This window comes from Luteibacter sp. Sphag1AF, assembly GCF_014192715.1.
Taxonomy (GTDB): domain Bacteria; phylum Pseudomonadota; class Gammaproteobacteria; order Xanthomonadales; family Rhodanobacteraceae; genus Luteibacter.
The window spans coordinates 1-13,049 of record NZ_JACHYH010000007.1 but is presented as its reverse complement, the minus strand read 5'-3'; the positions used below and the strand labels follow the sequence as shown (position 1 = coordinate 13,049).

Below are 13,049 nucleotides of genomic sequence, written 5' to 3'. Positions count from 1 at the left end.
CGCCATGCGGGAAAGAGCGGTCAGATATTCGGCGAACGGACACGGCGCTTCGGCGAACGGGAGCCCCGCAACGGCTAAATGACGCGATCCCGCAACAGCCTGGCGCCAGCACGGCTGGTAGACAGCGTCTGCCCGTTCTCCATGTGCAGGAGAAGGCGGCCACCACCGGCCGATTCGGCCCGGGCGATGTATTGCACGTTGACGATCAGGGAGCGGTGCACCCGAACATACTTCGCCGGGTCCAGGGACCGGGCGAACTCCGCCAGCGTCACCCGTACCAGATGCTTGCCGGTAAGCGTGCGCACTTCCGCGTAATCGTCGGCGCCCCCGATGCTGACCACGGTGTCGATATCGAGCGGGCGAAGCTCTTCGCCGATGCGGACGAAGTAGCGGGACAGGGACGGATCGGTACGCGGTTCGACCAGAGCCTTTGCGTCAGCGATGTCGTCGCGGCTTGCGGAAACCTCGCTCTCACGTCGCGCCTGCGCCAGCAAGCCGTGCTGCGCATGCACATACGACACCATGACGATCAGCGCATAGGTCGTCACATTCTCCAGCGACTGCCATGCGGCGCCGGCCATCGAGAAGGGCTTGATCAGGAAGCCGCCGGGCCCTGCGCCATTGAGAAGCCCCAGAAGAACGATCAGCACGACATAAGACAACACCACGAAGGCTGTCCCCATCAGCACATGCGCGCCGATCTGGACCCAGGTGGACGAACCGATAAGCCGCTTTACGACAACCCGGCGCACTATCGCGCCGAAAAGCACCACGGGCACGGTATTAGCGGCCCCGGTGAGCATGCAGTCGATGAAGTCCAGCCCCATCGCCAGCCGGATCGTCAGCGTATACGCCACGAAAACAGCAAGGATGGCCAGCAGGTCGAACGTTCGCAGCTTCATGGACAGTGGTGCGCTCGCGCCGTGGCTCAGGGCGTGAAGCTTGCGGGGATATGGGCGGCGCTTCAACCTCGCGTCAGGCATGGGCAACCTGTCGCCTCCGGATCTCACCATGGGAGACCCGGCCGTCGTAGCATCCGCACGATGCGCCACGAATGGATTCCCGGGATGACCTCGCCATGCTGACCACGCTCGCCTTCGCCAACTACCGATCGCTCAGATCGCTGGTGATTCCGCTGGGCCAGCTCAACCTGGTCACCGGCCCCAACGGCAGTGGCAAATCCAATCTGTACCGCGCCCTGCGTCTGCTGGCCGACTCGGCCAATGGTCGGGTCGGCGCGGCACTGGCCCGCGAGGGTGGCCTGACCTCCGCACTCTGGGCGGGCCCGGAGCATATTTCGCGGCGCATGTGCCAGGGCGAAGTGCCCGTTGAAGGCACCCTCCGCCGGGACCCTGTAGCACTGAAGCTCGGTTTTGCCGGCGAAGACTTCGGCTATGCCATCGACATGGGATTCCCACCGCCGCCAAAATTTCCCACCGCCTTTGCGCTGGACCCGGAGATCAAGTGCGAAAGCATCTGGAGCGGCCCGTTTCTGCGTTCGTCCAATGTGCTGCTGGATCGACGCGGCACCATGGCGCGCGTGCGCGATGGCCGAAGCTGGCGGGTCGTGTCTGACCATCTCGACCGGTTCGAGAGCATCTTCACCCAGATGGCTGACCCCGAACGGGCGCCCGAAGTGATGCGCGTGAGAGAGACCATCCGGGGATGGCGGTTCTACGACCACTTTCGATCCGACCACGACGCCCCTTCCCGGCAAGCCCAGCTTGGCACGCGCACGGTCGTCCTCAGTCACGACGGCGCTGACCTGGCAGCCGCATGGCAAACCATCCTGGAAATTGGTGACGCCGACTCGCTGATCAACGCTGTCGACGATGCGTTTCCGGGTGCCACGGTCACCATATCGGTGAGCGACGGTCGCTTCACCCTGCTGTTCATGCAGCCGGGCCTGCTGCGGCCACTCACCGCCATGGAACTGTCAGACGGAACGCTGCGCTATCTCACCTGGATCGCTGCGCTGCACACGCCACGGCCGCCCCCGCTGATGGTGCTGAACGAACCGGAGACAAGCCTGCACCCGGATCTGCTGCCCGCCCTCGCCCGCCTCATCACCCAGGCCGCCTCACATACGCAGATGTGGGTGGTCTCGCATGCGTCACGCCTGGTAAGCGCGCTGGAGCAACAGCCTGCCTGCCAGACCATCATGTTGGAGAAAGACTTCAGCCAGACGCGCGTGGTGGGTCAGGGTGCACTGGACGAGCCAGCCTGGTATTGGCCTGAGCGGTAATCGTGCTTGAAATAAAGTTGTTCTGAGAGTTAAGTGAGCCTTCGCGGCTGCACGGGGGAATCCACGCCCCATCCAGCATTCTTTGATCCCGCCACACTTCGGAGTGTTCCCATGAAACGGGTTACAGGTATCGGAGGCATCTTCTTCAGCGCGAAAGACCCTGTTGCGCTGCGCGCCTGGTACAAAAAGCACCTGGGCATCGACGTGCAGGATTGGGGTGGAACGGCATTCACATGGGCCGACGAATCAGGCAACCCGACCACCGGCACAACGGTCTGGTCCATCGGCAAGGATGACGGCAAGCACTTCGCCCCGAGCCAGTCGACCTTCATGATCAACTATCGTGTCGACGATCTGACCACGTTGTTGCAGGCGCTTCGCGAAGAGGGATGCAACGTGCTGGAGGCAACGGACGATTCTGGGTACGGAAAGTTCGGCTGGGTCATCGACCCGGAGGGCAACAAAGTCGAACTGTGGGAACCGCCTGCGGGACAGTGACCGGCAGGCCATTTATCAACGCCTCATGCATCGGAACAAGGATCACGGATGAAACCACTGCTGTTATTGGCCTCGATGCTGCTCCCCAATATCGCTGCTGCCACCGACACCTTCGATGAGCGCGTGACGACGGCCAGGCAACTGGAGGAATCGCCCGAAGGCCGAACCTATAGCCGCGTGTTCTACGCCGCCATCGGCGAACAACTCGGCACAGCAATGAGGCAGTGCTTTCCGCCCGAATCCACCAGCGATACGGATCGGTTTACCGTCGTTGCAAATGTGCTTTCCAATGGCACGGCGAAACAGGTTGAGGTGCGGCCGGAAACGAAGATGTCGGCATGCTTCCGCGACAAGTTCGCTGGCATGCATTTCCCTTCGCTTCCGTCCTACGCGGGGGCGAATGGATTGCCTGTTTTCATTGACTGGAACATCAAGCCCTGAAATGCAGGCGGCTCGGCCGCATACCTGCGTCGCAGGGCAATGAAGCCGCCGCCGGCTTTGTTATCGCACCAGCCGGCCGCAGCCAAAAGGGGGCATCCGTGCCCTTTTTTCTCCACTCAGAAGCGGTAGTCCGCCTTGAACGACAGCGTGCGGCCCTGAGGATCGGTGAGCGAGCTGTCGTAGTACGTGTTGGACGGGTCCCACGGCGGTCGGCGGTTTTGCAGGTTTTGAGCGACCAGGGTCAACGTGGTGCGCGCAATGCCGTGGTACGCGACCGACAGGTCAACGGTGCTCCAGCTTTTCACGCGGGACGGAAATGCCAGGTTGGCGGGGATATTGTCCGGATTCTGGCGATAGCCCCCGGTGTAGTACCAGGTGACTGTGCTGTCGAAATCACCGACGGCCCAGCGAACGTCCGTCGAACCGCGCCACTTCGGCAGCGCACCGAAGATGTTCGTCCCTGCCCCGTTGATCCGGGGATCACCCGCCACCTGCGACGAGCGGAACTGAAGCAGTCGGCTCCAGCTTCCGCCAAAGGTCAGGTCACCGAACGAACCGGTGTGTACCGTGTGGCGCAGATCAAAGTCTACGCCGGACGTCGTGCGTCCCTGCTGGTTCTGGTACTGGTTATAGACCGTCAGCAGCTGACCCACGCTGTTTCGCACAATACGGCTTCCGTAGATCTCCGGATGGGCCACGATGTATGTGAGGTTGTCCGGGCCGATCAGGCCGTTCTGCACGATGTGGAAATAGTCCACTCCGATGCTGGTATCGGGCGTCGGCGCGATAACGAAGCCCGCGTTGTAGTTCTTCGAGCGCTCGGGTTTCAGTTTCGGGTTGGCGCTGTAGATGTTGGTGACAGCGCGTGCGCTTCCCGGCGTGATCGGATCGTACGGGTCAATCACCGAGCTGTAGCTCACCGCCGTGCTGTTGGTGATTTCGGGAAGCGACGGCGCGCGGAAGCCGCGCGAGAACGATCCGCGAAGCAGCAGCCATTCCTCCGGCTGCCAGCGCAGGCTGAACTTGGGCGCGAAGGCATTGCCGAAGTCGCTGTAGTGATCGAGGCGTCCGGCAACGTTCGCTTCCAGCGTGGTGAGGATCGGTACATTGAACTCGGCATAGCCCGCCGTTACACGACGCGAGCCTTTGATGATGTCGAGCGCCGGTCGAAGCTCGGTGCCTGAAAGCACCGCGTCGGAGGTCTGCGAGTCGATGGCTTCGCGGCGGAACTGCGCGCCCGTGGCCACATTCACCGTGCCTGCCGGAAGATCGAACAGCGGGCGCGTGGCCGTCAGGTCCACGCTGTCCAGCTTGGACACCGCAGGACGCAACGTCGCCAGACGCAACGCATCGACGGCCGACTGCGGGTTCTCATCGGAGGCGAGGTCGTAGCCACCGTTGGCCAGCAGCCCCTGGAAGGCATAGCGATTACCGAAGTTGGTCACCCGTTCACTGAGGCGGCTCTCCGAGTGCAACGCGGAAGCCTCCCAATCCCACCCAGCTGTCCTTCCACGGAGGCCGACCAGCAACCTGTTGAAGATCTGACGGTCGCGCTTGTTGCGCGGGCCAACCTGCCAGAGATTCGTATTGACCGGCGTGACGACGTTGTACGGATTCGCCGGATTGCCCACCGGCAGAGCCGTGGCAATGTTGTCCAGGGACTGAGTGTTGTTGTTCCATGCGCGCAAGCCGTTGCCGATGGAAAGTGGCGGCGAGAACGTGAAGCTCGTGGTGTTGCGACTGTAGATCCACTCGCCATACGCCTGCACGCTATCGGTGAGCTGGAACGTCCCGCGAAGTACGCTGTGATAGCGTTCGACACGCGGCATCAGCGTGTTGTATGGCGCGGGGTTATAGGCCCACACGTCCCCCGTTTTTCCCGGACTGATGGCGCCATAGGGCTGTAGGGAAACCGGGCCGACCGCGTTGGCAAAACGATCCGTCGCATTGTTGTTGTAGTAATTGGTGGGCACCCATCCCAGCGTGCCACCGGGCTTGTTGCGAAAATCGCTGTCGCGCAGCCAGCTGACGTCGTCCTGCTGAAGCCGGTCGCGCTGCTGCGCATCAAAGGCGAAGTAGAGGTTATAGCGATCCTTCTTGATATCGCCGTGGCCCGCCTGGAAGTGGAACGTGCGCTCACCCTGCCCCGTGCCTTCCGTGCTCTGGCCGTAACCGGCACCAAGCTCTGCACCCTGATAGTTCTGCTTCAGGATGATGTTGACCACGCCTGCAATGGCGTCCGATCCGTAAACGGCAGATGCACCATCCTTCAGCACTTCGATGCGTTCCACCGCTGAAAGCGGCAGAGAGTTCAAGTCAGCGAAGGTGTCCTGCAACTCGTTGGCGGTGGCGTAGTTGGCCACGCGCTTGCCATCCACGAGCAGCAGCGTGTTCTTGGCGCCGAGGCCGCGCAGGGAAATGCTGGCCGTGCCTGCCGAGAAACTTCCTGTGTACTGCTCGTTGAAACTGTTGCCGCTATTGGCCGAGATCGAACGGAGCACGTCGGGAAGATTCGTCTTGCCGCTGGCGACGATCTCCTGGGCCGTGATGACCTGCACGGGGCTCGGACCCTCACTGTCAGTCGTCTTGATGTTGGAGCCGGTGACGACCACAGCGTCGAGGCTGGTGGACTTGCCATCAGCGGCCGTGGTTTGTGCCTGCACGATGGATGCGGAAAGCGACCACGCTATCGCGAGGGGAAGCAGGGATTTCTTCAACATGATTGTCTTTATCGAGTGTGGGGAGAGACTGTCCGGCGCGATGCGCGGACAAAGATGCACGACAAGCCCGCCCGATCAGCGCTGGGGAGGCGCGGAGCGGGTGTCAGACAACGGTCTGAACGGTCAGAGAGAGTGGACGAACAGCAGCGCGCTGCCGCGCAACGGCGGCATGGATGTGTTCGACGGGAATGAGAGGGGTTCGCGGGATACGAACCGGACCTCTACGCTATGGGGCCTGTCCGGAGTGGACGGCGCAGGAAATCAGCAGCAACAACACATCGCCAGCGGGCGATGCGTCATACCGATAGTCTGATTCCGAACCGTTTGGATGGCCAAGCGTCTATACCTCTGGGGCAAATGGGACGTCGTTATGGACGGCCATGTGCTTTTTATCTTGCGAACGCGTGGCCTGTCAACCGGTTTGAGGGAGATGCGTTGGCGCGTCAACGCTGACGGATATGCATTCCCGCCTTGCGGGCGAGTGGTGAAGACATGGGTCGGCGCGGCGATAAGAGCGGCGTATTGCGAGCCCGAGGGTCAACGGATGCCTTACAAATCTCATCATAATCAAAGCTATAAGTCCGCAGGCGAGTTATTTCAGCCACTTGCCTCCCGTCCAGTGGTGACCTAGGCTGCACTTGCTCCATCACTTGCACAAGCAAGCGTGCGCGATTGGCGCTCTACGACCGAGGCGTTCCCATGCGAAAGCTCATCGTATCCACGTTCGTTTCACTGGACGGCGTCATGCAGGCGCCCGGCGGCCCCACGGAAGACCCTACTGGCGGGTTCGCTTTTGGCGGCTGGATGCTCAACTACGCAGGCGAAGGCATGGACATGTCCAGCGCCGGCTTCGATGGAAAGCATCGCGAGCTGCTTCTGGGACGGCGGACCTACCAGATATTTGAAGCATTCTGGCCGTATCAACCGGCTGACGATGACATTGCGACCACATTCAATGCCACGAAGAAGCACGTGGCATCACGCACATTGACGTCACTGGGCTGGAACAACTCGTCGCTACTGAAAGGCGATGTTGCCTCCGCCGTTGCACACCTCAAAGCTCAATCCGGTCCTGACCTGCAAGTGATCGGAAGCGGCAACCTGGTACATACCCTTCAGGCTGCATCACTGATCGACGAATACCACGTCTGGACGTTCCCACTGATTCTGGGACGCGGCAAACGCATCTTCAGCGACTCCGCTGCCCCCACGGCACTTCGACTGCTGCGGTCACAGGTTTCAAAAAGTGGCGTCGTGATGAGCGCCTATGTGCCTGAAGGCGACATTCAGCCGGGCACCTTTGCCACACTCGATCCAAGCGAAGCCGAATTGGCGCGACGCGAAAAGATCGCCAGAGGATCGTGGTAATTGCGACGATTTGCAGCGCTCAGTTAGTCATTACAGTGCGCGCGTAAAGTGGTTGAGTCGCATGACGCGGGTGTTGTCGTTTCCGGGATAGACGACGGTTTCGACGAGATTGTTGCCATCTGGCGCCACCGAATAGATTCGCGTCGAAACCAGAACCCCATCCTGCTGCAATGCCATCACCAGGACGTTGGGCACAGGGTGCGTCAGCGCCACGTGATCGGCTTCGGGGCTGCTATCGAGGTTGACGTAGGTTCCATCCAGCCCGGGCTTCGACACGGAGTGGACCTCTTCACCGGACGCATAGACAATGTCCACCTTCGTGGCCCATTTGTTGCTGCCCGCATCCGCAAACGTGAACCTGACGCTTTTCGGTCGCTGATCGGGCGGCATGGGCAGGCGCGATGTATCCAGCAACCAGCTGCCGAGCAACGGCGACATGGTTGCGGGTGCCGCAGGGCCGGCCGCCAGCGTGGTTGACGTCGCGACCACGGCAACACAGGCCACGACGAAAGTTTTCGTCAGCAACTTCATGTCCATTCCTTTTCTTGCGAGGATTCAGGGCAGATCGACGGCACGCGCACGCGGGCTATTTCCCCGGAACAACTGCGGCCCGGCAGATCATGCCGCCTTCATGTGCGACGGTAACGTTGAGGTTGCCGTCCTGGAACTGCGTTTCCTTCTGCCCGCGCGCAATGAGTGCGTCCGCCGCATCCCGCGATATGCCCAGTGCCGCGACGAACAGCTCGCTGCAAGTCTGCGGACCCACAGCCTCAGGTGCCGTGAGCATCCACGCGTTGTCTTTCGTAGACTGCTTTACGACCAGCCAGTGATCGGAAACCAGCGTGGCGTCACCATCCCCGGGCTGACGGCGAAGCGTCATGTCAGGGCCATGCATGTCCCTGTTCCACGTGGCCAGAAACGCATTCGGATCCATGTCGATCCGGTACTGCGTACTGCATGCAGACTGAGTAGCCGCGATAGCCATCGCAGCCATCAAGAACGACTTCTTCATTCCCCCTCCCCTGCCATCCCTGTTGCCCTTGACCGGAATCGAGGGCGCCCTATGCCTGTCTGACGGACAATGCCTGATTGGCGCAGTGGCGTCGAGAGGGCCGCGGCCCCCCGCGCCGCTTGCCTGGCGAGGCGAATATCGACACGCCAGGCATACCCTTCCCCACCGCCCCAAAACACCTCATGATTCCAAGCGGCGCTCCACGGGCGCCCAGGGGATGGAACAATCTTCAAAGCAGTGGGGAACAGGATGGTCGAGGCGGTGACGGGGCTTGGTATTGAGCAGTTGCATACGTATTGGGCGTGCCAGCGCACGCCGGGCTGCGTGGCGCGGCTGCCTCAGGATGTGGAGAAGACACTGCTCGCCGGCTTGCGGCTCAACGTGCTGGAAACCCTGCGCTACCTGCACCACGAACAGCCGAGCTTTGAGCAGTTTGAAACATGGATTATCGAGCGAAGCGGCAGCGGCCTGACGGAAGCGTCACTGGATCGCCTGCGGCGTGCCCTGGCAGGAGAAATGGTTGGTTCCGAAGTTGGTAATCTCGATCATGTAGAAGGTCTGAGCGCGGAGGACCTCGCCCACTGGGACGAGCACGGCTACGTCATCCTTCGCAACGCCGTCAGCGCGGAAGCAGCGATAGCCGCCGAGAGCGCCATCTACGAATTTCTAGGGATGAGCCGCGACGATCCGGAGTCGTGGTATCGCGAATCACTGGGTCATTCCATCTGGGTGCCGTTGCTGCGGCATCCCGCGCTGGTTGCCAATCGTTTCGCGCCGCGCATTCATAAGGCTCATGCGCAGCTGTGGGGGCGCGAAGATCTGTGGGTCACCATAGATCAGGGCGGATTGAATCCACCCGAGTGCGACAAATGGCATTTTCCCGGGCCGCATGTGCACTGGGATGCAACACTCGCCGAACCGCATTGCCTTGAGTTGCAGGGCATTCTGTATCTGGCCGACGTCGCAGAAGATCAAGGCGCATTCAGCTGCGTGCCGGGCTTTCATCGCACGCTACCGCAGTGGCTGAAGCGTGTTCCGGAAGGAACGACCGCGCAGGATCATGCACGGAGCACCCTGACCATGACGCCCATTGCCGCCAAGCGTGGCGACATGATCATCTGGCATCACCTGCTACCTCATGGCAGCAGTCCAAACCGCGCGCAGCGACCGCGCGTGGCGCAATACATGTCGCTACGGCCTACGCGCTATGCGTATACCGAGGAATGGAAGAATTGATTGAGGCGGGTCGCCTGCGAATGCGGCCCGCGATGGCGATCACCAAACAGAAGGGAATGCATTTATGAGTCAGAGCGTGACAGCACGAATAGCCAGCCTCCTGGTGCTTTTCTGCGTCTGCACATGTTCCGCGCACGCCCAAGTCGAAGAACCCACGCGCGTCTCGGTTTGCCAGCTACTCGACGATCCGGGGCGCTACAACCATGCATTGATCGAGGTAACCGGCAAGGCGGAACGTGCGTTCGAAAATTTCACCCTCGGATATACCGACTGCACGGGGGCGAGCAGGCACAAGGCAGTGTGGCTTGAATACGGCGGCAAAGAGTCCTCCGGCACCATGTATTGCTGTGGTGTCACACAAGACCGGAAGCGATCGAAGCCACTGGTGGTTGAAGGAATCACGACGAAGCTGGAGGTCGACAAGGCCTTTCGGAAGTTCGACAGGATTATTCAGAAGGAGCCATCTGCAGAGGCACAAGTCACCGTGGTTGGGCGATTCTTTTCAGGGGAGAAACGTAAGTTTCCCGCAGGTTTTTTTTGGAGTGGTTACGGACACATGGGGTTCTTTAGCTTGCTGATTATCGAGCGGGTTGTCGGCGTTGAAAGCACGCCGCTCAAGACCCCTTAGTCCGGCAGACTAACCACTGACTTGAAGCCGCCAAAGATCGTGCGTTTTCCATCGAACGGACAGTCAACGGCGGCTTCCATGCGCGGGGCTTGCATTAATTTCGCCATGCCGGCATCGCGAATGACCTTGTCGGGCCACTCCACCCAGGAGAACACCACGGATTCATCCTGCCTAGCCTGCACGGCGCGGCGGACATCGGCAACCTGACCCTCTGGCAGGCAGATCACTCAATATCCGAAGAACGAAACGGCCTGATGCCTGCAACCTGCTTCTTTCCGTTCGAGCCGAGGCGTTATTTTCTATGAGCCAGACAAGCCTACCGCGAGTAAGACGCCGACAAAGGCCCCCAGGGACGTGAACAGGGCGCCCAGCGCATGGCGTCTGAGAAGCTGCTTGCGTATCGACAGCAACAGTGCCTTCGCTTCACGCATACCGTCGCTATCATTGGGGCCGATCAACTGCTGTGGCCTGAAGAGGTAATCGAAGCCAAACGACGAACTAGCGTAGAAATCCAGGAACTCACCGTGTGCTTTGGCGATCCTCTTTGCCTCGTTGGCCGTCTGCTGCCCGCGAATCATGTTCCACAGCGTATAGGCAAGGCCCGGCGCCGCGCCAAGAAAAAAGCCAATTTCACCACTCATTGATTCAAATCCTGTCGTATGGTGGATGGATCGTCCGGCTGCCGATTCGGTGGCGGTTGTGGGGGGGGAGGGGGCGGCGGCGGTGGGGCCTTTGTTGCTGGACCCACAGTGACCGTCGGCTGGGGCGGCTTGGAACCTAGCCACGTCACCCCCGCGGATTGCGTGACAGAAGTGTGGATCTCAACAGGGGCAATCGCGATTTTGGAGCCAATTGTTAGCGTCCTGGTGCGCTTGCAATCTGTGCACAGGCTCTGCTCATAGCCAACCGACACGACGTCCAGCACATTGACCGCCCCGCCTGCTGAAACGTTACTACTGGCGGAAGCCATTTCTTCCGCAGAATCTGCAGGGGAGTAACTAAGCGCAAGCCCGCCGCCGACACCGATATCGGTAGTTGCTAAGCCTCCTATTGATCCGTATCCGCCTAAGCGCCAAGTAGCCGGGTTCCAAGAGGGCGTACTAAACGTGATTTGGCCCGTAACCGTGCCTCCACCCTGCGCAGCGGCGTTAAAAGTTCCACCAATCGCGACGGTGGCTCGTCCATCCGGATCAATGAATCGGTATGGATTATCGTTCGCGTAGCTATAACGGCTCATATGACTGGGTGATCGCCATACCGCCCTGAGCGGGTCCGTACTGAGAAATCGGCCGATAACTGGGTCATAGTAACGCTGCTGCATGTACACCAAGCCCGTGTCAATGTCGCTGACATGCCCCGTGTAGCCAGGCCCTTGCGCGGCTACGCCCAAGGCCGCACTGCCATACGGACGGTAATCCGTGCTGCTGATGACATTGCCTGCGGCGTCTGCCGTCGCCAACAGGTTGCCTTCGGGACTGGTGTAGTAATAAGTGATGGTCTCTGTCGCGTGCACCCGCGGCACGCCAACGAGCGCGGCGAGAAGCAAGATACCTGCGCGCCGCCAGCGCCCCCGCTTTCCGGAGGCCGCAATCGCATCTACGATCCGCGGCTTTGCAACCTCGCGATAATCCGAAGTTATGTAAGTCGTCATCCAGCTATCTCGAAGCCCCTGATCAATTAGACGGATCTGACCCTCTAGTTGGCCAAGTCCGAGGCAAGGTTATATCCCCTATTTCCATCGAGCAATATATATGTCGCCGATAACGTTGAACGTGCGAAAGCGCCAGCCATCCTTGAAGCGTCCTCGTACTTTCGAGTCATCCAGAAGTAGATGTGGTTGATGGTGCCATGGCGTAACTGACGGGCGACAGGCCACCGAGAGAGCGATGTGGCCGGTCATGGTTGTAGCGGTGTTGCCAGTCGTCGGTCATACGCCGGACTTCGGCGAGCGTGGTGAAGACGTAGCGATCCAGCACTTCGGTACGGAAGGTGCGGTTGAAGCGTTCGATGTACGCGTCCTGAGTGGGCTTGCCTGGCTGGATGTGCAGCAGTTCGACGCCATGACGTTGCGCCCATGGCTTGAGCGCCGCACTGATGAACCCTAGCCGTTGTGCAATCGCAGTCGTCGCGGGGCGCCGCGAAGCTCAACGAGTTCGTCCAGAACGCGAATGACGCGTTGCGAGGGCAAGCTCGTATCGATTTCGATACGTAGCGACTGGCAATTGAAATCATCGTTGACGTTGAATGTGCGGAAACGGCGGCCCGACCATAGGGCGTCGCTCATGGAATCAGCCGACCAGGTGTGATTAGCCTGCATGGGAATCTCCAGCGGTTCGCGGGTGCGCTCGGACCAACGACGCTTGCCACGACGTAAAAGGTTCAGGCGCAAGCCCACATAGACCCGCCAACTGCGGGTCTTGCCAAAGCCCTGAGGCCGAAGCGCCTGATCGAACAGCAGGCCGAAACCGTGACCCGAGTTGCCTTTCAGGTGCGCCTCGATGGCGGTGAACAGCGGGCCATCGTCGCGCACCCGTGATCGGTAGTGGCGCACCGAACGCGACATCCTCAGCGCGCGATCCGCACGCCGGGCACTCAGGCCACGATGGGTTTGCATCGCCAGGCTCAGCTCCAGTCGCCGAGCCTGGCTTAGAGCTTTCGCGACAGGACATCCTTCAGCGCGTGGCGCTTCACCGCCAAGTCGGCGTACATGCGCTTGAGGCGCGCCAACTCCGCTTCAACATCCTTCAGATGCCGTAGCCGCAACACCTCCATGCCTGAGTATTTGTTCTTCCAGACTTAGTAGGTCTGAAGCGTCCTCGTTGGTTCGAGCCAGACGGAAGTAGAGTTTCCCATCCAAGGAGCTCTATATGAAGAAGTCGAAGTTCAGCGAAGAACAGATCG

Annotated in this window: 12 protein-coding genes and 2 pseudogenes; 6 read left to right on the top strand and 8 right to left on the bottom strand. The window is 60.5% G+C overall.

Annotation, left to right across the window (positions count from 1 at the left end; all coding sequences use genetic code 11):
• Positions 1 to 74: 74 nt before the first annotated feature.
• Complete coding sequence (locus tag FHW69_RS15500) at positions 75 to 902, bottom strand: LytTR family DNA-binding domain-containing protein (RefSeq protein ID WP_183424006.1); 828 nt, start codon at positions 900 to 902, stop codon at positions 75 to 77.
• Positions 903 to 1,078: 176 nt separating this feature from the next.
• Here FHW69_RS15500 and FHW69_RS15495 point away from each other — a divergent pair, with 176 nt between their 5' ends.
• The 3 genes from FHW69_RS15495 (at position 1,079) to FHW69_RS15485 (ending at position 3,184) form a co-directional block, all read left to right on the top strand.
• Complete coding sequence (locus FHW69_RS15495) at positions 1,079 to 2,245, top strand: AAA family ATPase (protein ID WP_183424144.1); 1,167 nt, start codon at positions 1,079 to 1,081, stop codon at positions 2,243 to 2,245.
• 111 nt (positions 2,246 to 2,356) lie between these two features.
• Positions 2,357 to 2,743 (top strand): VOC family protein, encoded by a 387-nt coding sequence (locus FHW69_RS15490; protein WP_183424005.1) that lies wholly within the window; start codon positions 2,357 to 2,359, stop codon positions 2,741 to 2,743.
• A 48-nt stretch (positions 2,744 to 2,791) separates the two neighbouring features.
• Positions 2,792 to 3,184 (top strand): hypothetical protein, encoded by a 393-nt coding sequence (locus tag FHW69_RS15485; RefSeq protein WP_183424004.1) that lies wholly within the window; start codon positions 2,792 to 2,794, stop codon positions 3,182 to 3,184.
• A 116-nt stretch (positions 3,185 to 3,300) separates the two neighbouring features.
• Here the strand turns inward: FHW69_RS15485 and FHW69_RS15480 are convergent, their stop codons facing one another.
• Positions 3,301 to 5,904 (bottom strand): TonB-dependent receptor, encoded by a 2,604-nt coding sequence (locus FHW69_RS15480; protein ID WP_183424003.1) that lies wholly within the window; start codon positions 5,902 to 5,904, stop codon positions 3,301 to 3,303.
• Between the two features lie 699 nt (positions 5,905 to 6,603).
• Between FHW69_RS15480 and FHW69_RS15475 the strand changes: the two genes are divergently transcribed.
• Positions 6,604 to 7,272 (top strand): dihydrofolate reductase family protein, encoded by a 669-nt coding sequence (locus FHW69_RS15475; RefSeq protein WP_183424002.1) that lies wholly within the window; start codon positions 6,604 to 6,606, stop codon positions 7,270 to 7,272.
• Between the two features lie 30 nt (positions 7,273 to 7,302).
• Here FHW69_RS15475 and FHW69_RS15470 read toward each other — a convergent pair whose 3' ends face one another.
• Both FHW69_RS15470 and FHW69_RS15465 read right to left on the bottom strand, forming a co-directional pair.
• Positions 7,303 to 7,803 (bottom strand): hypothetical protein, encoded by a 501-nt coding sequence (locus FHW69_RS15470; protein WP_183424001.1) that lies wholly within the window; start codon positions 7,801 to 7,803, stop codon positions 7,303 to 7,305.
• A gap of 55 nt (positions 7,804 to 7,858) precedes the next feature.
• Positions 7,859 to 8,284 (bottom strand): hypothetical protein, encoded by a 426-nt coding sequence (locus tag FHW69_RS15465; RefSeq protein ID WP_183424000.1) that lies wholly within the window; start codon positions 8,282 to 8,284, stop codon positions 7,859 to 7,861.
• A 261-nt stretch (positions 8,285 to 8,545) separates the two neighbouring features.
• Here FHW69_RS15465 and FHW69_RS15460 point away from each other — a divergent pair, with 261 nt between their 5' ends.
• Positions 8,546 to 9,520 (top strand): phytanoyl-CoA dioxygenase family protein, encoded by a 975-nt coding sequence (locus FHW69_RS15460; RefSeq protein WP_183423999.1) that lies wholly within the window; start codon positions 8,546 to 8,548, stop codon positions 9,518 to 9,520.
• 64 nt (positions 9,521 to 9,584) lie between these two features.
• Positions 9,585 to 10,148, top strand: coding sequence for a hypothetical protein (locus tag FHW69_RS15455; protein ID WP_183423998.1), 564 nt, complete (start codon positions 9,585 to 9,587; stop codon positions 10,146 to 10,148).
• Here the strand turns inward: FHW69_RS15455 and FHW69_RS15450 are convergent.
• The 4 genes and pseudogenes from FHW69_RS15450 to FHW69_RS15430 form a co-directional block, all read right to left on the bottom strand.
• A pseudogene (locus FHW69_RS15450) lies at positions 10,145 to 10,366 on the bottom strand (DUF1428 family protein); the annotation flags it as partial. The gene FHW69_RS15455 and the pseudogene FHW69_RS15450 sit on opposite strands and share 4 nt — an antisense overlap.
• Before the next feature lie 81 nt (positions 10,367 to 10,447).
• Positions 10,448 to 10,789, bottom strand: a complete 342-nt coding sequence (locus tag FHW69_RS15445; RefSeq protein WP_183423996.1) for a hypothetical protein — start codon at positions 10,787 to 10,789, stop codon at positions 10,448 to 10,450.
• A 1,176-nt stretch (positions 10,790 to 11,965) separates the two neighbouring features.
• Positions 11,966 to 12,209: pseudogene (locus tag FHW69_RS15435) on the bottom strand (transposase); the annotation flags it as partial.
• 40 nt (positions 12,210 to 12,249) lie between these two features.
• Complete coding sequence (locus FHW69_RS15430) at positions 12,250 to 12,762, bottom strand: hypothetical protein (protein ID WP_183423994.1); 513 nt, start codon at positions 12,760 to 12,762, stop codon at positions 12,250 to 12,252.
• Positions 12,763 to 13,049 lie beyond the last annotated feature (287 nt).